Genomic DNA, 20,611 nt, shown 5'->3' on the forward strand with positions numbered 1-20,611 from the left:
CGGGAGCAAAAACGACCACGCCGTTCGTGACCTGCGCAGGAATACCTCGCCAGCGCATTGACAATGACCGTTGTCGCAACAGAATCCGGCCAGGACAGCGCTGTCACTCATTCACAAGGAGCGCCCATGCCTCCCCCTGGCCGGACTCGCCGTTGCCTCGCCCTACTCGCCGCCGCCACCACCGGACTCGCCGTGCTGACCGCGGGCGCCACCGCGCACGCCGACACCGAGCCCGCCGACACCGCCGCGACCGGCACCGCCGACTTCTACACCCCGCCGTCGCCGTTGCCCGAGGGCAGGCCGGGCGATGTGATCCGGTCGGAACCGAGCGAGTTCTTCCTCGATCCGGTGAAGCTCATCAGGCCGGCCGCCGACGTGTACCGCGTGATGTATCGCAGCACCGACACCCACGGTGAGCCGATGGCCGTGACGGGCACGGTGCTGGTGCCCCACGCCGAGTGGCGCGGCGACGGCGACCGGCCGCTCGTCAGCTACGCGCCGGGCACCCAGGGCGTCGGCGACCACTGCGCCCCGTCGAAGCTGCTGCGCCTCGGCCTGGAGTACGAGGGACCGTTCCTCTCCGGGCTGCTGGCCCTCGGCTACGCGGTGGTGATCACCGACTATGAGGGCCTCGGCACCCCGGGGATGCACACCTACGTGAACCGTGCCTCCGAGGGCCACGCCGTCCTCGACGCGGCCCGCGCCGCGCTGCGCCTGCCCGAGGCCGGGCTGTCACCGGAGACGCCCGTCGGGCTCGCGGGATACTCCCAGGGCGGCGGAGCGTCCGCGGCGGCGGCCGAGCTGCGCGGCGAGTACGCCCCCGAACTCGACGTCAAGGGCGCCTACGCCGGTGCGCCGCCCGCCGACCTCGCCGAGGTGGCGCCGGCCCTCGACGGGCACTACGCGGCGGGCTTTCTCGCCTTCTCCCTGCTGAGCATCGAGGCCGCCTACCCGCAGGTCGACCTCGACGATGTGCTGAACGACGAGGGCCGTCAGGTTCTCGACGAGGCGTCCGACGACTGCACGGCCGACGCGATCCTGCACCACGCCTTCCAGCGCACCGACGAGCTCACCCTGGACGGCAGGCCGCTCGCGGAGTACCTGAACGAGGAGCCCTACGCCTCCGTGGTCGCCGAGCAGCTCATCGGCGAGCGCACCCCCGACGTGCCGGTGTTCATCCTGCACAGCAGGCTCGACGACATCGTGCCCTACGCCCAGGGCAGGCAGCTTGCGGTGGACTGGTGCGAACAGGGCGCCACGCTGACGTTCCGGACCTCGTACGTGCCCTCCCACATCGGCGGCATGCTGCGCGCCTACCCCGAGGCGGTGGCGTGGCTGGCCGCGCGCTTCGACGGCGACCCCGCGGCGAGCAACTGCGGCCGCGTGCTGGGCGCCTGACATCGACACCGTGCGGGGCCGGGTCCGCGTGGGGACGGCCCCGCACGGTGGCGAGCGACCCGAAAGTATTGATCTGTTCACCCGATTCGGACACAGTCGAGGCGTGACACTTTCGCGTACGCTTCGTATCGTCTCCGCTACGGCGGGTGCCGCCCTGCTGGCGGCGTGTTCGCTTCAGATCGACGCGGGCGCCGACGCCGACTCGGATCGGTCGACGACGTCGGCCTCGTCCGCGAGTACTACTTCCTCCTCCACGGACGGCTCCGCGGGCACCGGCGACGAGGGCACCGCCCGCGCGCAACTGGCCGAGCTCACCGTGGCCGACGACGGCAGCATCGACGGCTACGACCGCGACCACTTCCCGCACTGGAGCTCGCAGGGCGAGGGCTGCGACACCCGCGAGGTCGTGCTCCGGCGCGACGGGGAGGACGTCGAGGTCGACTCGGACTGCTACCCCACCTCCGGTACCTGGACCAGCCCGTACGACGGGGAAACGTGGACCGACCCCTCGGACGTCGACATCGACCACATGGTGCCGCTGGCCGAAGCGTGGCGCTCCGGGGCGGACGAGTGGACCGACGAGCGCCGCGAGGAGTTCGCCAACGACCTCGACGGCGTCAACCTGCTCGCGGTCACCGACAACGTCAACCAGTCCAAGAGCGACCAGGCGCCCGAGGACTGGAAGCCGCCGTCGGAGGACTACTGGTGCACGTACGCGATCCAGTGGATCGACGTGAAGCACACCTGGGAACTGACCGTGGAGCGGGACGAGCGCACCGAGCTGGAGAGCATGCTTCAGCGCTGCTGAGGCGTCGCGCCTACCCGGCGAGCCCCGTGGCCTTCGCGGCCTCGGGATCGGAGTCGGCGAGCAACGTGGTGCAGCGCTCGTACTCGTCGACCTCGCCGACTCGCTGCGCCGCGCGGGCCAGCGCGGCCACCGAGCGCAGGAATCCCTGGTTCGGCCGGTGGGACCACGGCACCGGGCCGAACCCCTTCCAGCCCGACCGGCGCAGCTGGTCCAGACCACGGTGATAGCCCGTGCGCGCGTAGGCGTAGGCGGCGACGGCCTCACCGGCGTCGAGCGCGCGCTCGGCCAGCGCGGCCCACGCCTCGCTGAAGTCGGGGTGTTCGGCCGCGACCTCGGCCGGATCGGTGTCCGCGTCGAGGGCCGCCTGCGGCCCGGGACGGTCCGGGAGTCGGGTGGGCTCGGGCTCGAGAAGGTTGCCGTGCGTCATGCCGTCATTGTGCGCCATGCCCGGGTCGCCGGTCGGCGGGTGCAGCGAAGGCCACCCTCACTGCATCCTGTGCCGCGAAGGCCACCCTCACTGCGTCCTGTGCAGCGAGGGTGGCCTTCGCGGCATCACCTCACCCGGCACTCAGAGCTTGCGGCCCGCGGACTTGAGGTTCTCGGCGGCCTCGGCCACCCGGGTCGCCATCGACTCCTCGGCCTTCTTCAGGTAGCTGCGCGGGTCGTAGACCTTCTTGTTGCCGACCTCGCCGTCCACCTTCAGCACGCCGTCGTAGTTCGAGAACATGTGCGCGGCGATGGGGCGGGTGAACGCGTACTGCGTGTCGGTGTCGACGTTCATCTTCACCACGCCGTAGGACAGCGCCTCGTGGATCTCCTCCAGCAGTGATCCCGACCCGCCGTGGAACACGAGCTCGAACGGCTTCGAGCCCTCGGCGAGGCCGAGCTTCTCGGCGGCGACCTGCTGGCCGCGCTTGAGCACGTCCGGACGCAGCTTCACCGCACCCGGCTTGTACGCGCCGTGGACGTTGCCGAACGTCGCGGCGAGCAGGTAGCGACCCTTCTCCCCAGAGCCCAGCGCGTCGACGGTCTTCAGGAAGTCGCCCTCGGCGGTGTAGAGCTTCTCGTTGATCTCGTTGGAGACGCCGTCCTCCTCGCCGCCGACGACACCGATCTCGACCTCCAGGATGATCTTCGCCTCGGCGGCGCGCTCCAGCAGCTCGGAGGCGATCTTCAGGTTCTCGTCGAGGTCGATCGCCGAGCCGTCCCACATGTGGGACTGGAACAGCGGGTTCTCGCCGCGCGCCACGCGCTCCCGCGACACCTCGACGAGCGGGTTGACGAACCCGTCGAGCTTGTCCTTGGGGCAGTGGTCGGTGTGCAGCGCGACGTTCACCGGGTACCTGTCGGCGACCACGTGGGCGAACTCGGCGAGGGCCCGCGCGCCGGTCACCATGTCCTTCACCTTCTGGCCCGAGGCGAACTCGGCGCCGCCGGTGGAGAACTGGATGATCCCGTCGCTCTCCGCCTCGGCGAACCCGCGCAGCGCGGCGTTGAGGGTCTCGGACGAGGTCACGTTGATGGCCGGGTACGCGAACTCGTTCGCCTTGGCCCGGTCCAGCATCTCGGCGTAGACCTCGGGTGTGGCGATGGGCATCGTTGTCCTCCTCGAAACGGGCGCGTGGCGGACGGGCCCCGGTTCCGGCGCGGCCTGCCGAAGCCGGGACACCTCCCTTCAACCGCATCCTACGAGCAGCGGTCCCCGCGCGCGGATGACGAGCACGACCCCTTTCCCTAGACCTCCATTGCCTCGGCGATCGCCTGGTAGGCGGGGCGCGGATCCAGGTCGGAGGGCAGGACCTGCGCACACACGTGGTCGGCGCCCGCGTCGAGGTGAGCTCGCAGGCCCCGTGCCACGGTGGCGGCGTCGCCGTGGATCGCCAACGCGTCGACGAGCGCGTCGCTGCCGCCCTCGGCCATGTCCTCGTCCGTCCAGCCGAGCCTGCGCAGGTTCGCCGCGTAGTTCGTCAGCCCCAGGTAGAGGGAGATCACGGGCCTCGCGGTGCGCCGGGCGGACTCCGGCACCGGGTCCAGGACGACCTTCTGCTCGGGCGCGAGCAGTACGCCGTCGCCCACGGTCTCGCGCGCGAAGCGGGTGTGTTCCGGTGTGGTGAGGTACGGGTGCGCCCCAGCCGTGCGCTCGGCCGACAGCCGGAGCGCCTTCGGCCCGAGCGCGGCGAGCGCGGTGGCGGACCGGGGAACGCCCTCGGCGTCGAGCACATCGAGGTAGGACACCATCGTGTCGAAGGGCTTGGCGTACTCGCGGGTGGCCTCGCGGTGCCCGATGCCGACGCCGAGCAGGAGCCTGCCCGGGTGTTTGGCGTCAATGCGGTGGAACGAGCGGGCCAGCGCCACGGGATCGGCCTGCCACATGTTGACGATGCCGGTGGCCACGGTGATGCGCTCCGTGGCGTCGAGCAGGGTCTCGACGATCCGCAGGTCCTCGGGCGGCGAGCCACCCACCCAGATGGTGCCGTAGCCGAGCCGTTCCACGTCGGCGGCGAGTGCGGCGTCGAGGTCGCCCGCGGCGCGCCAGAGGCCGAGGGTGCCCAGGTTCACTGTCATGTGGGGTGACAACGCGAGCACGGTGGGCTCGCATTCCCCCACCAACCCTACCGAGAAGTAGCCTACTTCGAGTAAGTTGCGGTAGCGTCCCGACACCCCGCCACCGAGGAGGCACTCCGATGTCGCTGCTGCCCGCGTTGCCGACCGGCCGGACCGTGCGCGGCAAGGTCGTGCTCATCACCGGAGCCGCCCGCGGCATCGGCGCCGGTCTCGCCGAGCGTCTCGCCGCCGACGGCGCGAAGGTCGCCCTCGTGGGCCTCGAACGCGACGAGCAACAGCGCGTCGCCGACCGCATCGGCACCGCGGCGCGGGCATGGGAGGCCGACGTCACCGACTGGGCCGCACTGGAACGCGCGGTGGACGGCGTGGTGGACCACTTCGGCGGCATCGACATCGTGATCGCCAACGCGGGCATCGCCACCACCGGCTTCGTACGGTCGGTGGACCCGGAGGCGTTCGAACGCGTCCTCGAGGTCGACCTGCTCGGCGTGTGGCGCACGTTCCGCGTCACGCTCCCGCACGTCGTCGCCCGCAAGGGGTACCTGCTGGCGATCTCGTCGCTGGCCGCGATCACCCACGCGCCCGGCATGGCGAACTACGCCGCGGCGAAGGCCGGGGTCGAGGCGTTCTGCAACAGCCTGCGCGCCGAGGTCGCCCACCTCGGCGTCCGGGTCGGCGTCGCACACCCGACCTGGATCAGAACCGACCTGGTGGAGAGCGCGGACGCGCACCCCGTGTTCGGCAGGCTGCGCGGCTCCATGCCCGGCCCGCTCGGCCGCACCTATCCGCTCGGTGTCGCGCTCGACTGCCTCCAGGCCGGTGTCCGGCGCCGGGCGAGGACCATTCACGTGCCGCGCTGGGTGGGGGCGCTCAAGCTCGTGCGCGCGTTCCTGCCCCCGATCGTGGAACTCGGTTCGCGGTCCCGCGTTCCCGCCGCGGACCGGGCCGCACTGGCCGACATCGAGCGGCGCGGTGCGCGGGAGGCGGCCGTCACCGGGCACGGCGGCCGGGCCGCGACGGGAGGGCGATGAGCGTGGCCCGCCGCGCCGCGATCCGCATGACCGCAGACGAACTCGTGCGCTACGTCGCCGACCGCACGGTGGTCACCGTCGCCACGATGGGCCCGCACGGCAGGCCGCACCTCTCCGCGCTGTGGTACGTGCCGCAGGACACCGACCCAGCCGCCACGCCACCAGTACCACCACTGCGGCTGGCGAGCTGGACCTACGCGCGGTCGCAGAAGGCCGTCAACCTGGGGCGTGACCCGCGCGCGACGCTGCTGATCGAGTCGGGCGACTCGTACGACCAGCTCAGGGGAGTCTCGCTGGAATGCGACATCGAACTGGTCACCGACACCGAGGCCGTCGCTGACATCGGGCTCGCGCTCGCCCACCGCTACACGCCGGGGGCCGAGGTCGAGCTGCTGCGCTCCGTCGTCGCCGAACAGGCACCCAAGCGCGTGGGGCTGATCTGCACTCCCACGAGGATCGCGAGCTGGGACCACACGAAACTCGGCGGTACGTACTAGGGCCACGTACTAGACACAGGCCCACTCGGACCTACTGCGGCCCGGTGCCCAGCCACGCTCCCAGTACGGGCGTGAACTCCTGGACGGTGCGCTCGGCGATGACGCCCTCCACCGAGTAGGGGTCGGCGTCGAGCAACCGCTGCAGGTGCTCACGGTCCTGCGCCCGGTAGACCACCATGCCGCCGGTGTCGCCGTCCACGGGACCGGCCACGGCGACCGTGCCGTCCTCCACCAGCGACGACAGGTACTCCCGGTGCCTCGGCCGCACGGCGGCGAACCCCTCCGGCACATACCGTTGCTGCACCACGAACCACGCCATGCCGACAACGCTACCCCGGCGAACCCCGCGCGGGTGGCCCCCCGCCGGAGGTGGTGGTGCCCATCCGTTGGGTGCGGACCTTCGCAGCGGATACGCTCTTGCTGGAGGATCGGATCAGCAGTCGTCGAGGATGGGCAGGTTTCGGATGCACGGCAGCGCAGAGCCGCTGCGCCACCGCAACGCCGCGCGAGGAGTGGAGCGCGACGTCGAACAGACGCTGACCCACCTCCGCACGCTGGACGCCCCGGTGCAGCGCGTACAGCAGCCCGGGCCGCTGACCCTGGAAGACCTCTACCGGCAGCATCGGATGCGGCTGGTGCGCCTGGCGATCCTGCTGGTGGACGAACCGGCCACGGCCGAGGACGTGGTGCAGGAGGCGTTCACCGGACTGCACCGCAACTGGGGCAGGCTGCGTGACGCCACCGCCGCCGTGGCGTACCTGCGCACGGCGGTGGTCAACGGGTCACGCAGCGTGCTGCGCCGCCGCAAGACGGCTCGCGACTACGTGCCGCCGCACGCCGTCAACGCGCGGTCGGCCGAGAGCCTGGCCATGTTGTCCACCGAGCATCAGGCCGTAGTCAACGCGCTGTCGAAGCTGCCGCCGAGGCAGCGCGAGGTACTGGTGCTGCGCTACTACGGAGGAATGTCCGAGGCGGAGATCTCGGAGGCCGCCGGCATCTCGCGGGGCACGGTGAAGTCGACGGCGAGTCGCGCGCTGGAGGCGCTGCAACGGGCCATGCACGACGGGCACTCGGCGCGGGGCTAGGCGGGACGCAAGCAGCGTCACTGGCGAAGACGTCACAGACGTTACCCACTTCTTGGTCTGGACCAATAAGATGTGATCGTGAACGGCACCGACGAACTCGTCCTCACCGGCGCCCGCGTCCACGGTCCCGAGGGAACCCTCGACAACGGCTGGCTCGCCGTCTCGGGTGAGCGGATCAGCGGCACGGGCAACGGAACACCGCCCCCGGGCAGGCACGTCGACCTGCACGGCGCCCACGTCGTGCCCGGTTTCGTCGACACGCACTGCCACGGCGGTGGTGGCGGCTCCTTCACCAGCGCGAAGGCCGCCGAGGCCTACACCGCCATCGCGACCCACCGCGCCCACGGCACCACCACCCTGGTGGCGAGCCTCGTGTCCGCACCGCCCGGCGAACTGGTGTCCCAGCTGGCCGCGCTTTCCGAGCTGGTCACCGACGGTGACCTCGCTGGTGTCCACCTGGAGGGCCCGTTCCTGTCCCACGCGCGGTGCGGCGCGCACGATCCCGGTGCGCTGCGTGATCCGGACCCGGAGACGATCGACACCCTGCTGGAGGCGGGCGGCGGGCACCTGCGCATGGTGACGCTCGCGCCCGAGCTCCCCGGCGGGATCAAGGCGGTGCGCCAGCTCGCCGACGCCGGAGTGATCGTCGCCGTCGGGCACACCGACGCGATCGCCACACAGGTCACGGCCGCGATCGACGCGGGAGCCACGGTGGCCACACACCTGTTCAACGGCATGCGGCCGCTGCACCACCGCGAACCCGGCCCGGTGGGAGCGCTGCTCGACGACGACCGGGTCACCATCGAGCTGATCTGCGATCTCGTCCACGTACACCCGGACGTGGTGCGGCTCGCCGCCCGGCACGCGGGCCGCGAGCGCACCGTGCTCGTCACCGACGCCATGTCGGCCACCGGCGCCGCCGACGGCTCGTACCGGCTGGGCAGGCTCGACGTCGAGGTCACCGACGGCGTCGCGACGCTGCCGGGCAGTGGTTCGCTCGCCGGGAGCACGCTGACCATGGACAACGCGTTCCGCAATTTGGTCCACGGCGCGGGACTCGACATCGCCGACGCCGTCGCCGCGACCGCCACCACGCCCGCTCGGCTGCTGGGTCTCGGCGGCGAGACGGGCGCGCTGCGAACCGGCCTGCTGGCCGACGCCGTGGTGCTGGATGACGACCTGCGCCCGGTCGGCGTGCTCCGGCGGGGCACGTGGGTCGGCGGCCACGCACCGCCGGCCGATGGGTCCAGGCGCGCCTGACGACACGGCCGCGCGGTCGCGCGATCCGGACGCTGTGGGCGGGCGCCCGGTCGGCTCGGCGCAACCGGGCTACGCTGGGCGTCGATGAGCGACGACCCGGAGCGCCTGCTGTCCGAGGCGTTGCGTGCGCAGGCGCGGTACGCACCCCCGGCGCATCCTCCACATACACCGCATCCCACACCGCCCACACAGGCCGCGCACCCGGCGCCACCGGCCCAGCCGGCGCCGCAGGTACCACCCGCGGCACGCCCGGCGCCGATGGTGGATCTCTCCGGCGGCTACGGCCTGCTGTCCGGTGCGGGGGACGAGGCGGCGAACCTCCGGCGGGCGGCTCTGGAAACCGATCCCCGCCCTCCGGCGCGGGGGCACCATCGCCGGAGGTCCGAGCCGCTGCCGACCCGCTGGGCGCTGATCCTCGCCGCCTCACTGGGTATGGCGGCCGGGTCCGTACTCGGCTTCCTCACCCTGCTGTGACGCGGCCTTCGGCGCGAACATCGAACCGGGATTGAACAGGTCGGCCGGGTCGAGCGCCCGCCTGATCCGCCGGTGGACGTCGAGCCCCACGGGGCCGAGTTCGGCATGCAGCCACTCCTGCTTGAATTTGCCGATGCCGTGCTCGCCGGTCACGGTCCCGCCCAGGGCCAGTCCCAGTTCGAGGACGGCGTCGAAGGCACGTCGGGCCCGGTCGAACTCGCCGTCGTCGGCGGCGTCGAAGATGACGGTGGGATGCATGTTGCCGTCGCCGGCGTGCCCGACGACGGCCACCGTGAGACCGACCTCGGCGGCGATCCGTTCGCACCCGGTGATCAGCTCCGCGATCCGGGTCCTCGGCACGCAGACGTCGTCGGTCAGGCAGGTGCCGAGTTCCTCGAGTGCCCCGTGGACGACGCGGCGGGCCCGCATCAGCAGCTCGCCCTCGGCCGGGTCGTCGGTGTGGTGTACCAGCGTCGCGCCCGCGGCCGCGCAGTGGCGTTCGATCCCCGCCAGCTCCGCGTTCGCCGCCGTGCCCGCGTCGGACCGGCACAGCAGCAGCGTGCCGTCGTCCGACCCGGTACCCAGGTCGGTGCGCAGGTGCCGCTGCACGGCGCCGACAGTCGTGGCGTCCATGATCTCCATGAGGGACGGGACGAGACCGGCCCGCACGATCCGGCTCACGGCGTCGCCCGCGCCGACCGCCGAGGGGAAGGCCGCCACCAGCGTGGCGGGGGCGTGCGGCAGCGGTCGCAGCGCCAGCGTGGCCTCGGTGATGACACCCAGCGTGCCCTCGCTGCCCACGAACAGCCGCGTCAGGTCGTAGCCCGCCACGCCCTTCACCGTGCGGCGGCCCGTGCGCAGCACCGAGCCGTCGGCGAGCACGACCTCCAGCCCCAGCACGAAGTCGGCGGTGACGCCGTACTTCACACAGCAGAGGCCGCCCGCGTTGGTGGCGAGGTTGCCGCCGACGGTGCACCACTCGTAGCTGGACGGATCGGGCGGGTAGAACAGTCCGTGTTCGGCGACCGCGTCCCGCAGGCGCCGGGTGACGACCCCGGGCTGGACGACCGCGAGCCGGTTGGCCGGATCGACGTCGACGATCCGGTCGAGTTTCGTGGTCACCAGCACGACGCAGCCGTCGACGGCGTTGGCTGCCCCAGTGAGCCCGCTGCCCGCTCCACGCGGAACCACGGGGACGCCCGCCGCCGCGCACGCGCGCACCACGGCGCGGACCCCGTCGGTGTCGGAGGGCAGGACCACGGCCAGCGGTGTGCCCGCCGGCGCCAGCGGCATCCGGTCCCGCGCATAGCCCGCCGTCACATCGGTGTCCGTGAGCACGGCCTCCGGGCCGAGCGCGTCGCGGAGCCGGTCCACCAGTCTCGCGTCACCCATCCGGTCACGCTAACCGGGGACGGCCACGGCGTGATCCGCCGAAATGGTGTCGGCCGTCACAACCGAACGAGTTGCCGGATGAAACCTGATCGGAGCAACGTTGACTTCTCCGAGACTGCTTGTACCGCTCAACCATCTGGCGACGACGTGACCACTTCCGATCCGCGACGCGGAGTTCCCGACGGCAGCCCCGACCAGCTCGCCGCCCAGCTCATCAGGCTGGTGCGGCTGGCCCACCGCGCCAAGGCCAAGATCACCAAGGCCGGTCCCGAGGGGCTGGAGAGCGCTGCCTACGCCATCCTGTTCCACCTCGTCGAGGGCGGACCCCAGCGCGCCAGCAGGCTCGCCGAGACGCTGCACGCCGACATCTCCACGATCAGCAGGCAGAGCAGCGCGCTCGTGGACCACGGTCTCGTCGAGCGGCAGGCGGACCCCGAGGACCGCCGCGCGTCACTGCTCGCCGCCACCGCGGAGGGACTGCGGGTCTTCGAGGAGAACCGGCGCCACCGCAACCGCTGGATCGCGGGCGTCCTGGCCGACTGGCCCGAGGAAGACCGCCGCACGCTGAACGTCCTGCTCGCACGGCTGGGCGACGACATCGAGACGCGCGGACCGCTGGGTGAGGACCCGCCGCACCGCGCCGACAGGGGGGAAAGTTCGTGACCACTCCGTCATCCGACACAGCCGACACCGCCGACACCACCGACACCACCGACGCCGCTCCGGCGCTGAGCCACCGGCAGATCGTCGTCATCCTCGTCGGACTGATGACCGGCATGTTCCTGGCCGCGCTGGACCAGACCATCGTCGGCACGGCGATCCGCACGATCGCCGACGACCTGCACGGCCTGAGCATGCAGGCGTGGATCACCACCGCCTACCTGATCACCGCGACGATCGCCACGCCCATCTACGGCAAGCTTTCGGACATCTACGGGCGCAAACCCTTTTACCTCGCCGCCATCACCATCTTCGTGGCGGGCTCCCTCGCGTCGGCGTTCGCGCAGAGCATGTACCAGCTCGCCGCGTTCCGGGCCGTGCAGGGCATCGGGGCCGGCGGACTGATGTCGCTGGCGCTGACGATCCTCGGTGATCTCGTGCCACCGCGGGAGCGGGCGCGCTACCAGGGGTTCTTCCTCGCCGTGTTCGGCACCTCCACCGTGCTCGGACCGGTGCTGGGTGGCTTCTTCGCCGGGCTCGACCCGGTCCTCGGGTTCGAGGGCTGGCGCTGGGTGTTCCTCGTCAACGTCCCGCTGGGCGCGGTGGCGCTGTTCGTCGTGGCCAAGGTGCTCAACGTGCCGCACAACCGGCACGACCACCGCATCGACTGGTGGGGTGGGCTCGCGCTGGTGGTCTGCCTCGTCCCGCTGCTGCTGGTGGCCGAGCAGGGGCGCGAATGGGGCTGGAGTTCCGGCGCCGCGCTGACCTGTTACGCCATCGGTGGCGCGGGGCTCGTGGCCTTCCTGCTGATCGAGCGGCACATGCGCGACGCGGCACTGATCCCGCTGCGGCTGTTCCGCAACTCGACGTTCAGCGTCGCCATCGCCGGGGGTGTGATCGTGGGTGTCGCGATGTTCGGCTCGATCACCCTGATCCCGCAGTACCTGCAGATCGTTCAGGGCTACTCCCCGACAGCGGCGGGAATGCTGATGCTGCCGCTGATGGCGGGCACCATGTCGGGCTCCGTGCTGTCGGGCCAGCTGACCTCCCGGACCGGCCGCTACAAGATCTTCCCGGTGTTCGGGACCGCGCTGATGACCGTGGGCATGCTGCTGTTCGCCCAGGTCGAGTGGGACACGCCGGTGTGGCAGGTGATGGTGGTGATGGCCGTCATCGGGTTCGGACTCGGCAACTGCATGCAAACCCTCATCATCGCCGTGCAGAACGCCGGGCCGCGCCGGGACATGGGCGTGTCCACCGCCTCGGCGACGTTCTTCCGGCAGATCGGCGGCACGCTCGGCGTCGCGGTGTTCCTCTCCATCGTCTTCAGCACGCTGACCGGCAACATCTCGCGGGCCTTCGCCGAGTCCGGACTGCCCTCGGAGGCCATGAACGCGGGCGGCGACATCATGGCCGACTCCTCGTTCCTCCAGCAGCTCCCCGTCGAGCAGGCCCGGCCGTTCCTCGTCGGGTTCACCGAGTCGATCAGCTCGGTGTTCTACCTCGGTGCCGGGGTCGCCGCGCTGGCGTTCGTGGTGCTGCTGTTCATGCGGGAGATCCCCCTGGAGGGCGGCTCCGGCGCGGAACGCGACAAGCCGGGAGAGCCGGGTTCGGACCCCGACAGCGCCGCCGCCGCGCTCGGGTGACACGGCGGCTCGTGTGCCGCGTCACGGCCGCGACCCGCCCGGTCCCCGTACCCTTCCGGACGTGTACGCGGTGAACGCCGAGGCGGCGACGGTCGGCCTCGACCGGCTGGCGACGGCGGGCCCGCTGCTGGTGTGGGTCATCGTCCTCGGCTTCGTCTTCGTCGAGTGCGCGTTGATCATCGGGCTGTTCCTGCCGGGGGACTCGCTGCTGTTCGCGGCGGGCGTGGTGCTGGCCCAGCATGGCGCCGAGGCACAGGCGTGGGCGTTGTCGCTGGTGGCCCTGCTCACCGCCGTCGCGGGCAACCAGGTCGGCTACGCGGTGGGCAGCCGGACCGGGACCCGGTTCCTCGCCCGCAGGGGCGGCCGGGTGCTGAACCGGCAGAATCTCGACCGGGCGCGCGCGTTCCTCGACCGCCGAGGCTTCCTGGCGATCGTGGCGGCGCGCTGGCTCCCGTGGGTGCGCACGCTGGCTCCGCTCGTGGCGGGGGCTGCCGGGATGAACGCGCGCCGGTTCCTGCTGGCCACCACCGCGGGTGCGCTGCTGTGGGTGCCCTCGCTGGTGCTCGTCGGCTTCTACGCCGCGGAACAGCTCGCGACGATCCCGTGGCTCAACCACGCGCTCGTGTGGGGCGGCGTCGCACTGTTCGTCGCCGGGACCGCCTACGGCGTGTGGCGCTACCGGCAGGAGATGGGCAGGCCGGTGGACGACGACGACCCCACCGAGCCGACCCGCGCCTGACGCCGTCCGGTCACACCGCGAAGCGCGGCAGCTCCATGTCGTTGATCACCACGTCGGCGCGGCGGGCCGTGTGCGCGATCAGATCGGCGTTGCGCTGGTCGGAACCCCGCGCCCGCTGCTGCGCCTCCACCAGCGACCGCCCGAACTTGCGGTGCCGGGTGACCAGCCGTTCCAGCCGCTCGTCCTCGTCCGGCTGCAGGAACCACACCTCGTCGAGCAGGGAACGCAGTTCGTTCCACGGCTCGGTGTCGAGCAGCAGGTAGTTGCCCTCGGTGATGACCAGGCGGACACCGGGCGGCACGGGAACGGCTCCGGCGATGGGCTCCTCGATCTCCCGGCGGAACTCGGGCGCGTAGACCAGCTCGTCACCCTCGGCGAGCCGCCGGACCAGGTGGACGTAGCCGTGCGCGTCGAAGGTGTCGGGCGCGCCCTTGCGGTCCGTCCTGCCGAGCCGGTGCAGCTCCACCTGGGCGAGATGGAACCCGTCCATGCCGATCACCGTGGCCTGCGCGCCGAGCGCGTCGGCCAGCCGCCACGCCAAGGAGGTCTTGCCCGCGGCGGGGGCCCCCGCGATGCCGAGCACGGTGCGGCCGTCCCGGTCCGCGAGCCCGTGCGCGCGGTCGAGCAGTTCGTCGAACGACGTCATCTCACTCCCATCATCGCCCCGCCAGCGCACCGACGGGGCCGAGCCAGCTTCGGGGACCCACGTGCCGCACCCGCTCGGCGGCCACGGCGTTGGCGAACTCGATCACCGCTGCGGTGTCGGGTTCGCCCGCACGGGACACGAGTGCCCCGTGCCAGACGTCACCCGCCCCCAGCGTGTCGCGTGCGGCCACGGTCGGCACGGCGACCTCGCCCGCGCCGCCGGGACCGTGCCACCGCACGGGGTCCGGCCCCGCCGTGGTGATCACCGTGGGGACCGCGTCGAGCGCACCGGCCGGAGCCGTGAACTGCGCCGAGCACGCCACGACGTCGGCCAGCGGGAAGAGGTCGGCGAACACCGGTCGCCAGCTGCCGGCATCCACGACCACCGGCCGGTCGTGCGCCCGCGCCCATTCGGCGGCGGCCAGGGCGAGGGCCGGGTGGTGTCCGTCCACGAGCACGGCGTCCGGGGCCGGTTCCGGCAGCCACGCGGCCAGCGTCGCGGCGTCGAAGTCCGGTGCAACCTGTGCGGCGGGCCGTGCCGCCGCGTTGGGGGAGACGACGGTCCGCTCCCCGTCGCCGTCACGGACGGTGACCGCACTGAGCGCCGGTGGATCGTCGGACTCCGGCAGGCAGTCGAGCACGGTGACCCCGCACCCGGCCAGGTCGGTCCTGGCGAGTTCGGCGAGCGGATGGCGGCCGAGCGCGGTCAGCAGGAGAGCCTGCCCGCCGAGCGCGGCGACCGTGACGGCGGCGTTCGTGGCGGGCCCGCCCGCGGCGAGCGCCATCCCCTCCGACTGCACCTTCTGCCCGGGTCGCGGCAGGTGCTCGACCCGCTGCACGAGGTCGACGGTGCACAGGCCAGCGAGCAGCACCCTCACCGTCGTCGCCCTCCCGTCTCGAATCCTGCCTGGCACGGTAGGCAACGGCTATCCTCTGCGGCAAGCGTTTGCGCAAACGCTTGGCCACCCGCCGACGTGAGTAGCGCGAAAGGACAGGGCATGCCGCCGTCCCGAGCGAGAAGGCCGACGCAACGCGACATCGCCGAGCTCGCCGGAGTGTCCATCACCACGGTCTCGCACGTGGTCAACGGAACCCGGCCCGTGGCACCGGACACCCGCGCGGCCGTCCTCGGCGCCGTCGAGCGCACCGGCTACACCGGGGACGTGATCGCGCGCTCGCTCGTGACCGGCGGAACCCGCTCGATCGGCGTCGCGATCTCGCTGCTGGCGAACCCGTACTTCGCCACCCTCATCCAGGCCATCGAACGCGAAGCAGCCGCCGCGGGCTACAGCGTGCTGCTGTCCGACACCCACGACACGGTCGCCACCGAACAGGACATCGTCAGGGCGCTACGGGCCCGGCGGGTGGAGGGGCTGCTGCTCACGCCGGTGCCGGGAGACGGGACCGTGGTGGGCGAACTCCGCTCCGTCGGCGTACCCACGGTGCTCGTCGACCGCCTCAGCCCGAAGGGCGAACTCGACCAGGTGGGCGCGGAGAACATCCAGGCGACCTCGGCGCTCACCGAGCACCTCGCCGCGCACGGCCACCGCAGGATCGGCCTCGTCAGCGGCGCCGAGGGCCTCGCGACCAGCGACGAACGCACCCTCGGTTACCGGCTCGGGCTCGGCCGTGCCGGGCTGCCGTGGGACCCGGCGCTGGTGGCCTGCGGGTACTCCGACCGCGACCGCGCCGCCGAGGCGCTTTCTCGCCTGCTCGACCGGCCCGAACCCGCGACGGCCGTGGTCGTGGCCAACGACGCCATGCTGGTCGGCGTGCTCCACGAGGCACGACGACGCGGGCGGCGCGTCGGCGACGACCTCGCGCTGGCCGGGTACGACGATCCCGAGTGGGCCGACCTCGTCGACCCACCCATCACGGCGATGGCGCAACCGGTGGCCGAGATCGGCCGCCGGGCCGTCCGGCTGTTGCTGGCCCGCCTGCACGACCCCGACCGCGCCCCGGAGACCGTGCGCCTGCGCCCGGCCTTCCGACACCGGCGCTCGTGCGGCTGCCGATAGCGGCGGGCCGTCCCGGGCATACGTGCCGCCATCCGGCCGCGCGGTAGGGGCTCAGGGTTTGCGGGCCACCACGCAGCCGAAGAAGTGTTCCGTCGTGGTCAGGGGCCGCAGCAGCGGACCGTCGGGCCACCACTGCGCGCACAGGGACAGTCCCGGCTCGCGGTCCGGCCCCGGTGGCACGATCTCCCAGCCTTCGACGATCCGCTCGATCTCCACACGGGTACGGAAGGTGCCCGAGCCCATCGCGCTACCCAGCGCGACTCGCTCCAGTTTGCGGGCCGTCGGCGTGAGCTCCGGGTCCTCCGGGTCGAGCAGGTGCGAGAGCACCACGTACGACCCCGACGGCAGCGCGTCAAAGTAGCCGCGCATCATCGCCGCCACATCCGCCGTGTAGTGGTGCAGGGTGCTGACCTGCAACAGCGCGAGCGGGCGGGTGAGGTCGAGGCGTTCGGTCACGGTGCTGTGCCCCAGCACGCCACCGGGGCCGAAGATGTCGGCCTCGACCATCCGCGTAGACCACCGTGCACGCGCGGTGGTAGCGCTGCACGATCTGGTGCGTGTTCTCCGCAGTGGCCAGGCAACCCGCAGTCGAGGAACTGCGTGAGACCAGCGTTGACGGCGAGGAACCGCACCGCACGCACCAGGAAGTGCCGGTTCGCCCACGCGAGTTCCTCGAAGCTACTCGGTGGATTCGCCGAGTGGTCTCACCACGCCATCGAGAGGTCGGCATGCGCGCGTATCCAGCCGTGCATCACGATGCCGGCCGCGACTCCGGCGTTCAGCGAGCGCGTGGTGCCGAACTGCGCGATCGACACGCGCAGTGCCGCCGCCCGCTGCGCGTCCTCCGAGAGGCCCGGCCCCTCCTGCCCGAACAGCAGCACACAGTCCCTGGGCAGTTCCGCCGTCTCGATCGGCAGAGCCCCGGGTGTGTTGTCCACGGCGACGATCGTCAGCCGGTGCGTGGCCGCGTACTCGGCAAGGCCCGCGACCTCGGCGTGGTGGTACAGGTGCTGGTAGCGATCGGTCACCATCGCGCCACGGCGGTTCCATCGCCGCCTGCCCACGATGTGCACGGCGGCCGCCGCGAACGCGTTCGCCGTGCGCACCACGGTGCCGATGTTGTGGTCGTGCTGGAAGTTCTCGATGGCGACGTGGAACGGATGCCTGCGCGTGTCGACGTCCGCCACGATCGCCTCCCGGCGCCAGTAGCGGTAGGCGTCGACGACGTTGCGCCGGTCGCCGTGCTCCAGCAGGTCCGGGTCGTAGTGCTCGCCGGTCGGCCACGGTCCCCGCCACGGACCGACGCCCACCTCGTCGCGGTGCGTCCATTCACTCGGCCCCACCGGTTCCGCCTGCTGGTTCACTCCGCCATTGTGCTCGGCCGGGACACGGCCGTGTCCCGCCGGGCGCGGGCACGGGCGTGACAGCCCGCGTAGGACGTGGCGACGAGCACCAGCGCGGCAACGCCCACCGCGGGCAGCAGCTCACGCGGGACCACGGTGTCGTAGAGGTAGTGCTCGTTGAACCCGCCCGGCAACGGACCCAGTCCGCGCAACTCGCGCAGGAAGTCCTCCACGGCGGTCAGCGGACACGTCAGGGGCAACAGCGTGACCGCGACGCCCCACGCCGCGAACCCGACATGCACGACGATCGAGCGGGGCACCCACCAGGCCAGAAACCCGCCGAGGCCGATGTAGAGCAGAGCCAGGACGTGCAGTCCCGTCGTCAGCGCCGTCAGCCGTTCCAGCGTCTCCGGCCACCCCAGCATCGCCCCACCTGCCCGTGTCGGCTCCCCGGGCTCACGGTACTCGGGCCGAGTCGATCGAGTTCCGGTTTTTCAGGTGAGCCCGAGGTCGTCGAGATCGAGCAGGGAGCGGTAGGGCAGCCCCCTGGCCTCGATGGCCTCGGCGGCACCGGTACCCCGGTCGACAACCGTGGCCACGCCCACCACGGTCGCCCCGGCCTCGTGTAGCGCGTCGACGGCCGTGAGCACGCTGCCTCCGGTGGTCGAGGTGTCCTCCACGGCGAGCACGCGCTGACCCGCCACCGCCATGCCCTCGATACGGCGCTGCATACCGTGCTCCTTGAGCGACTTGCGCACCACGAAGGCATCGAGCACCACGTCGTCGGCCGCCGCGGAGTGCAGCATGGCCGTCGCCACCGGATCGGCTCCGAGGGTGAGGCCGCCGACCGCCACGAAGTCCCAGTCGGCGGTGAGCTGGCGCAGCAGCGTGCCGATCAGCGGGGCTGCCGCGTGGTGCAGGGTCGCCCTGCGCAGGTCCACGTAGTAGTCGGCTTCCACCCCGGACGCCAGGGTGACCTTGCCGTGGACCACGCAGAGTTCGGTGACCAGCCGAGCCAGTTCGATCTTCGCTGCGGGGTCGAGGGAGGGAGAACGTTTCGCCACGGACACCTAGTCTGGCACGACGCGGCCCGCCCCCACGGACAGGCTCAGGTTCGGTCGCGACCCGCGAACCGGCCGCCGAGCCTGCGCACGAGTTCCCTCGGCAGCAGCCGCCCCACCGCGACGACGACCTTGTACCGCTTGCTGGGCACGGACACGACCTTGCCCCGCCGCAGATCGGCCAGCGCCTCGTCCACGACCCTCCGCGGCGACAGCCAGAACATCGACGGACCGGACTTCTCCAGGCCGGCCCTGTCGTGGAACTCGGTGCGTGTGAAACCGGGGCACAGGGCGAGCACGCGCACGCCGGAGCCGTGCAACGCCGAGGCGAGCCCGTCGGAGAACGAGGTGACCCACGCCTTGCTGGCCGTGTACGTGGAGCCGCGTCCGGAGACGAACCCGGCCACGCTGGAGACGTTGATGATCGCTCCCGCACCGCGGGCCCGCATGGCGGGCAGTGCCGCCCTCGTCAGCCGCAGCACGGCCGTCACGTTGACGTCGAGCTGGTGCTGCACCTCGTCCATCGAGGCGGTCCAGAACTCGCCCGCGAGCCCGAGGCCGGCGTTGTTCACCAGCAGGGACACGTCCGGCTCCGCCAGCCGCCGCTCCACGACGGCCATCCCGTCCCGGGACGACAGGTCGGCTGGCAGCGTGTCCACCCGCACCCCGTGGGTCTCGCCGAGGCGGCGGGCCTGCTCGGCCAGCCGGGCCTCGTCCCGCGCGACCAGCACGAGGTCGTAGCGCTGGGCGGCGAGCCGGTCGGCGAACGCGGCGCCGATACCGGCGGTCGCTCCTGTGATCAATGCGACTGGCATGATCCCAAAGTACCGCCCTCGCGATCAGCTCACCCGCAGCAGGCAGTATGTTTCGACCGCGGCCCGCATCGACCGAGGAATGAAGCCACATGCCAACCGGTGCCACCGACTACCTGTCGTTCGTGCGCGGCTTCACGGCAGCCCTGACCGGCGCGGCGGGCCCGCCCGCGAACACCGGCGGTCTCGACGCCGATTCCTACGCCGAGGGTTTCGCGGCGGGCTCGGAACCCGTGGAGCACACGCTGACCTACCGCGAGCTGTCCATCCAGGACAGCGGCCGGTTCACCGGTGCGCTGGATCTGGAGGACGACCCGCCCGCCGACCCGGGGCCGTGGCACGAACCCCTCGGCCAGTCCCGCACCGAGCCACCTCCGCTGGAGCCGCCGGACGAGCCCGCGTACCTGTCGGGCACGCTCGAACTCAACTGAAACGTCCGGTTCAGCTCTCGGCGCCGCTGTCCGCGGCACGATCGCCACCGGTCTCGACACTGGACAGGCTGACCACGGTCCCGCCGGCCTCGGGCTCCTCGTCGAACGGATCGACGATGTCGGCGATCTCGCCGAGGTCGCGCAGCAGGCGCTCCAGCCGCGACGGACCCACGTTGGGCGCCACGCTGGCGAGCACCCACTCGCCCTCCAGCCACGCGACACCCACGTCGCCGCCCAGCGCGTCGGCCGAGTCCACGAGGTCCTGGCTCACCATCGCGCGGGCCTTCGTGACGTCGTCGGCGAAGGCGTAACGCTGCCCGACCGGCCCCAGCAGCTCCGGCATCTCGGCTCGCTGGAACGGCACGCTCGCCAGCCACAGCTCCAGCAGCACCGGGTGCTTGCGGTTGCACCGCACGGCCACGATGACCGCCGGGATGACGTTGTCCGCCTCGATGTCGAACACGAACACCGGCCGTCGCCCGTCGGAGGTGAAGGTCGAACCCGCGACGACGTTGACGGCACCCTGCGCGCCGAAGTAGCCGATCGCGCCCCCCGTCCACTGCCGGGGCAGCCGTTCGTCCTCCTCGACGTACTGCCAGCCGCGAAGCTCGGCCCAGCGTGCGCGCTCACGATGGCGCGAACTCTCCCTGGCCCGGTCCGCGGTGAGCAGGGCGAGCCCCGCGACCGCGGCGACGGCGGCGATGACGAACCAGATCCACGCTGGAATACCCACGGCGATACAGGGT

General features: G+C 71.9%; 25 protein-coding genes and 1 pseudogene. 12 read left to right on the plus strand and 14 right to left on the minus strand.

Translation table 11 applies throughout. The features are described from left to right. Positions 1-126: 126 nt before the first annotated feature. Positions 127-1,398, plus strand: a complete 1,272-nt coding sequence (locus FFT09_RS07390; RefSeq protein ID WP_138382234.1) for a lipase family protein — start codon at positions 127-129, stop codon at positions 1,396-1,398. A 103-nt stretch (positions 1,399-1,501) separates the two neighbouring features. Next, the gene (locus tag FFT09_RS07395; protein WP_138382235.1) at positions 1,502-2,206 is read left to right on the plus strand and encodes an HNH endonuclease family protein; all 705 of its coding nucleotides are present in this window, start codon (positions 1,502-1,504) and stop codon (positions 2,204-2,206) included. 10 nt (positions 2,207-2,216) lie between these two features. Here FFT09_RS07395 and FFT09_RS07400 read toward each other — a convergent pair whose 3' ends face one another. The 3 genes from FFT09_RS07400 to FFT09_RS07410 all read right to left on the minus strand — a co-directional run bounded on the left by FFT09_RS07400 (position 2,217) and on the right by FFT09_RS07410 (position 4,771). Further along, the gene (locus tag FFT09_RS07400; RefSeq protein ID WP_024875677.1) at positions 2,217-2,633 is read right to left on the minus strand and encodes a DUF3151 domain-containing protein; all 417 of its coding nucleotides are present in this window, start codon (positions 2,631-2,633) and stop codon (positions 2,217-2,219) included. Positions 2,634-2,774: 141 nt separating this feature from the next. Continuing rightward, entirely contained in the window at positions 2,775-3,803 is a 1,029-nt protein-coding gene (fbaA, locus tag FFT09_RS07405; RefSeq protein WP_024875678.1) for a class II fructose-bisphosphate aldolase, read from the minus strand. 137 nt (positions 3,804-3,940) lie between these two features. Continuing rightward, a complete protein-coding gene (locus FFT09_RS07410; RefSeq protein ID WP_138382236.1) occupies positions 3,941-4,771 on the minus strand; it encodes an LLM class F420-dependent oxidoreductase in 831 nt (276 codons plus the stop codon). 119 nt (positions 4,772-4,890) lie between these two features. Here FFT09_RS07410 and FFT09_RS07415 point away from each other — a divergent pair, with 119 nt between their 5' ends. Together FFT09_RS07415 and FFT09_RS07420 are read left to right on the plus strand one after the other, a co-directional pair. Continuing rightward, positions 4,891-5,802 (plus strand): SDR family oxidoreductase, encoded by a 912-nt coding sequence (locus FFT09_RS07415; protein ID WP_081192530.1) that lies wholly within the window; start codon positions 4,891-4,893, stop codon positions 5,800-5,802. Between the two features lie 2 nt (positions 5,803-5,804). Then, positions 5,805-6,299, plus strand: coding sequence for a pyridoxamine 5'-phosphate oxidase family protein (locus FFT09_RS07420; protein ID WP_138382600.1), 495 nt, complete (start codon positions 5,805-5,807; stop codon positions 6,297-6,299). 31 nt (positions 6,300-6,330) lie between these two features. On the opposite strand, the gene FFT09_RS07425 is transcribed toward FFT09_RS07420, so the two are convergent. Beyond that, complete coding sequence (locus FFT09_RS07425) at positions 6,331-6,618, minus strand: YciI family protein (protein WP_024877974.1); 288 nt, start codon at positions 6,616-6,618, stop codon at positions 6,331-6,333. 145 nt (positions 6,619-6,763) lie between these two features. Here FFT09_RS07425 and FFT09_RS07430 point away from each other — a divergent pair, with 145 nt between their 5' ends. The 3 genes from FFT09_RS07430 (at position 6,764) to FFT09_RS07440 (ending at position 9,118) form a co-directional block, all read left to right on the plus strand. Then, the gene (locus FFT09_RS07430) at positions 6,764-7,384 is read left to right on the plus strand and encodes an RNA polymerase sigma factor (RefSeq protein WP_024877973.1); all 621 of its coding nucleotides are present in this window, start codon (positions 6,764-6,766) and stop codon (positions 7,382-7,384) included. A gap of 72 nt (positions 7,385-7,456) precedes the next feature. Further along, complete coding sequence (gene nagA / locus FFT09_RS07435) at positions 7,457-8,644, plus strand: N-acetylglucosamine-6-phosphate deacetylase (RefSeq protein WP_176218298.1); 1,188 nt, start codon at positions 7,457-7,459, stop codon at positions 8,642-8,644. Between the two features lie 84 nt (positions 8,645-8,728). Beyond that, positions 8,729-9,118 (plus strand): hypothetical protein, encoded by a 390-nt coding sequence (locus FFT09_RS07440; protein ID WP_138382237.1) that lies wholly within the window; start codon positions 8,729-8,731, stop codon positions 9,116-9,118. On the opposite strand, the gene FFT09_RS07445 is transcribed toward FFT09_RS07440, so the two are convergent. Next, positions 9,068-10,510 (minus strand): FAD-binding oxidoreductase, encoded by a 1,443-nt coding sequence (locus FFT09_RS07445; protein ID WP_138382238.1) that lies wholly within the window; start codon positions 10,508-10,510, stop codon positions 9,068-9,070. The two genes, FFT09_RS07440 and FFT09_RS07445, sit on opposite strands and share 51 nt — an antisense overlap. 147 nt (positions 10,511-10,657) lie before the next feature. Here FFT09_RS07445 and FFT09_RS07450 point away from each other — a divergent pair, with 147 nt between their 5' ends. From FFT09_RS07450 to FFT09_RS07460, 3 genes and pseudogenes are all read left to right on the plus strand, one after another. Continuing rightward, the gene (locus FFT09_RS07450; protein WP_244231267.1) at positions 10,658-11,173 is read left to right on the plus strand and encodes a MarR family winged helix-turn-helix transcriptional regulator; all 516 of its coding nucleotides are present in this window, start codon (positions 10,658-10,660) and stop codon (positions 11,171-11,173) included. Positions 11,174-11,238: 65 nt separating this feature from the next. After that, positions 11,239-12,801, plus strand: a pseudogene (locus FFT09_RS07455) (MDR family MFS transporter); the annotation flags it as partial. Positions 12,802-12,877: 76 nt separating this feature from the next. Further along, entirely contained in the window at positions 12,878-13,555 is a 678-nt protein-coding gene (locus FFT09_RS07460; RefSeq protein ID WP_208544381.1) for a DedA family protein, read from the plus strand. A 10-nt stretch (positions 13,556-13,565) separates the two neighbouring features. On the opposite strand, the gene FFT09_RS07465 is transcribed toward FFT09_RS07460, so the two are convergent. Further along, positions 13,566-14,201: a nucleoside/nucleotide kinase family protein gene (locus tag FFT09_RS07465; protein ID WP_081192540.1), complete on the minus strand. Its 636-nt coding sequence runs from the start codon at positions 14,199-14,201 to the stop codon at positions 13,566-13,568. A 10-nt stretch (positions 14,202-14,211) separates the two neighbouring features. After that, positions 14,212-15,078 (minus strand): PfkB family carbohydrate kinase, encoded by an 867-nt coding sequence (locus tag FFT09_RS07470; protein WP_138382240.1) that lies wholly within the window; start codon positions 15,076-15,078, stop codon positions 14,212-14,214. Positions 15,079-15,198: 120 nt separating this feature from the next. On the opposite strand from FFT09_RS07470, the gene FFT09_RS07475 reads away from it, so the two are divergent. After that, positions 15,199-16,218, plus strand: a complete 1,020-nt coding sequence (locus FFT09_RS07475; protein ID WP_024877964.1) for a LacI family DNA-binding transcriptional regulator — start codon at positions 15,199-15,201, stop codon at positions 16,216-16,218. 51 nt (positions 16,219-16,269) lie between these two features. On the opposite strand, the gene FFT09_RS07480 is transcribed toward FFT09_RS07475, so the two are convergent. The 6 genes from FFT09_RS07480 to FFT09_RS07500 all read right to left on the minus strand — a co-directional run bounded on the left by FFT09_RS07480 (position 16,270) and on the right by FFT09_RS07500 (position 19,437). Continuing rightward, on the minus strand, positions 16,270-16,725 hold the full coding sequence (locus FFT09_RS07480) for an SAM-dependent methyltransferase (protein WP_279631014.1): 456 nt from the start codon (positions 16,723-16,725) through the stop codon (positions 16,270-16,272). Further along, positions 16,671-16,859, minus strand: a complete 189-nt coding sequence (locus tag FFT09_RS23515; protein ID WP_425273046.1) for a hypothetical protein — start codon at positions 16,857-16,859, stop codon at positions 16,671-16,673. The genes FFT09_RS07480 and FFT09_RS23515 overlap by 55 nt, the downstream gene beginning before the upstream one ends. 63 nt (positions 16,860-16,922) lie before the next feature. Continuing rightward, positions 16,923-17,582 (minus strand): RNA methyltransferase, encoded by a 660-nt coding sequence (locus FFT09_RS07485; RefSeq protein ID WP_138382241.1) that lies wholly within the window; start codon positions 17,580-17,582, stop codon positions 16,923-16,925. Then, positions 17,579-17,986, minus strand: a complete 408-nt coding sequence (locus tag FFT09_RS07490; protein WP_024877959.1) for a DUF2784 domain-containing protein — start codon at positions 17,984-17,986, stop codon at positions 17,579-17,581. Before FFT09_RS07490 ends, FFT09_RS07485 begins: the two co-directional genes overlap by 4 nt. A gap of 69 nt (positions 17,987-18,055) precedes the next feature. Next, the gene (gene pyrE, locus FFT09_RS07495; protein ID WP_208544382.1) at positions 18,056-18,625 is read right to left on the minus strand and encodes an orotate phosphoribosyltransferase; all 570 of its coding nucleotides are present in this window, start codon (positions 18,623-18,625) and stop codon (positions 18,056-18,058) included. A 44-nt stretch (positions 18,626-18,669) separates the two neighbouring features. After that, positions 18,670-19,437 (minus strand): SDR family NAD(P)-dependent oxidoreductase, encoded by a 768-nt coding sequence (locus tag FFT09_RS07500; RefSeq protein ID WP_138382243.1) that lies wholly within the window; start codon positions 19,435-19,437, stop codon positions 18,670-18,672. An 89-nt stretch (positions 19,438-19,526) separates the two neighbouring features. Here FFT09_RS07500 and FFT09_RS07505 point away from each other — a divergent pair, with 89 nt between their 5' ends. Next, the gene (locus tag FFT09_RS07505; protein WP_138382244.1) at positions 19,527-19,865 is read left to right on the plus strand and encodes a hypothetical protein; all 339 of its coding nucleotides are present in this window, start codon (positions 19,527-19,529) and stop codon (positions 19,863-19,865) included. 10 nt (positions 19,866-19,875) lie between these two features. On the opposite strand, the gene FFT09_RS07510 is transcribed toward FFT09_RS07505, so the two are convergent. Then, positions 19,876-20,598, minus strand: coding sequence for a type III secretion system chaperone family protein (locus FFT09_RS07510; protein WP_024877955.1), 723 nt, complete (start codon positions 20,596-20,598; stop codon positions 19,876-19,878). Positions 20,599-20,611 lie beyond the last annotated feature (13 nt).

The sequence above is a fragment of the Saccharomonospora piscinae genome, assembly GCF_005862235.1.
Classification (GTDB): Bacteria; Actinomycetota; Actinomycetes; order Mycobacteriales; family Pseudonocardiaceae; genus Saccharomonospora; species Saccharomonospora piscinae.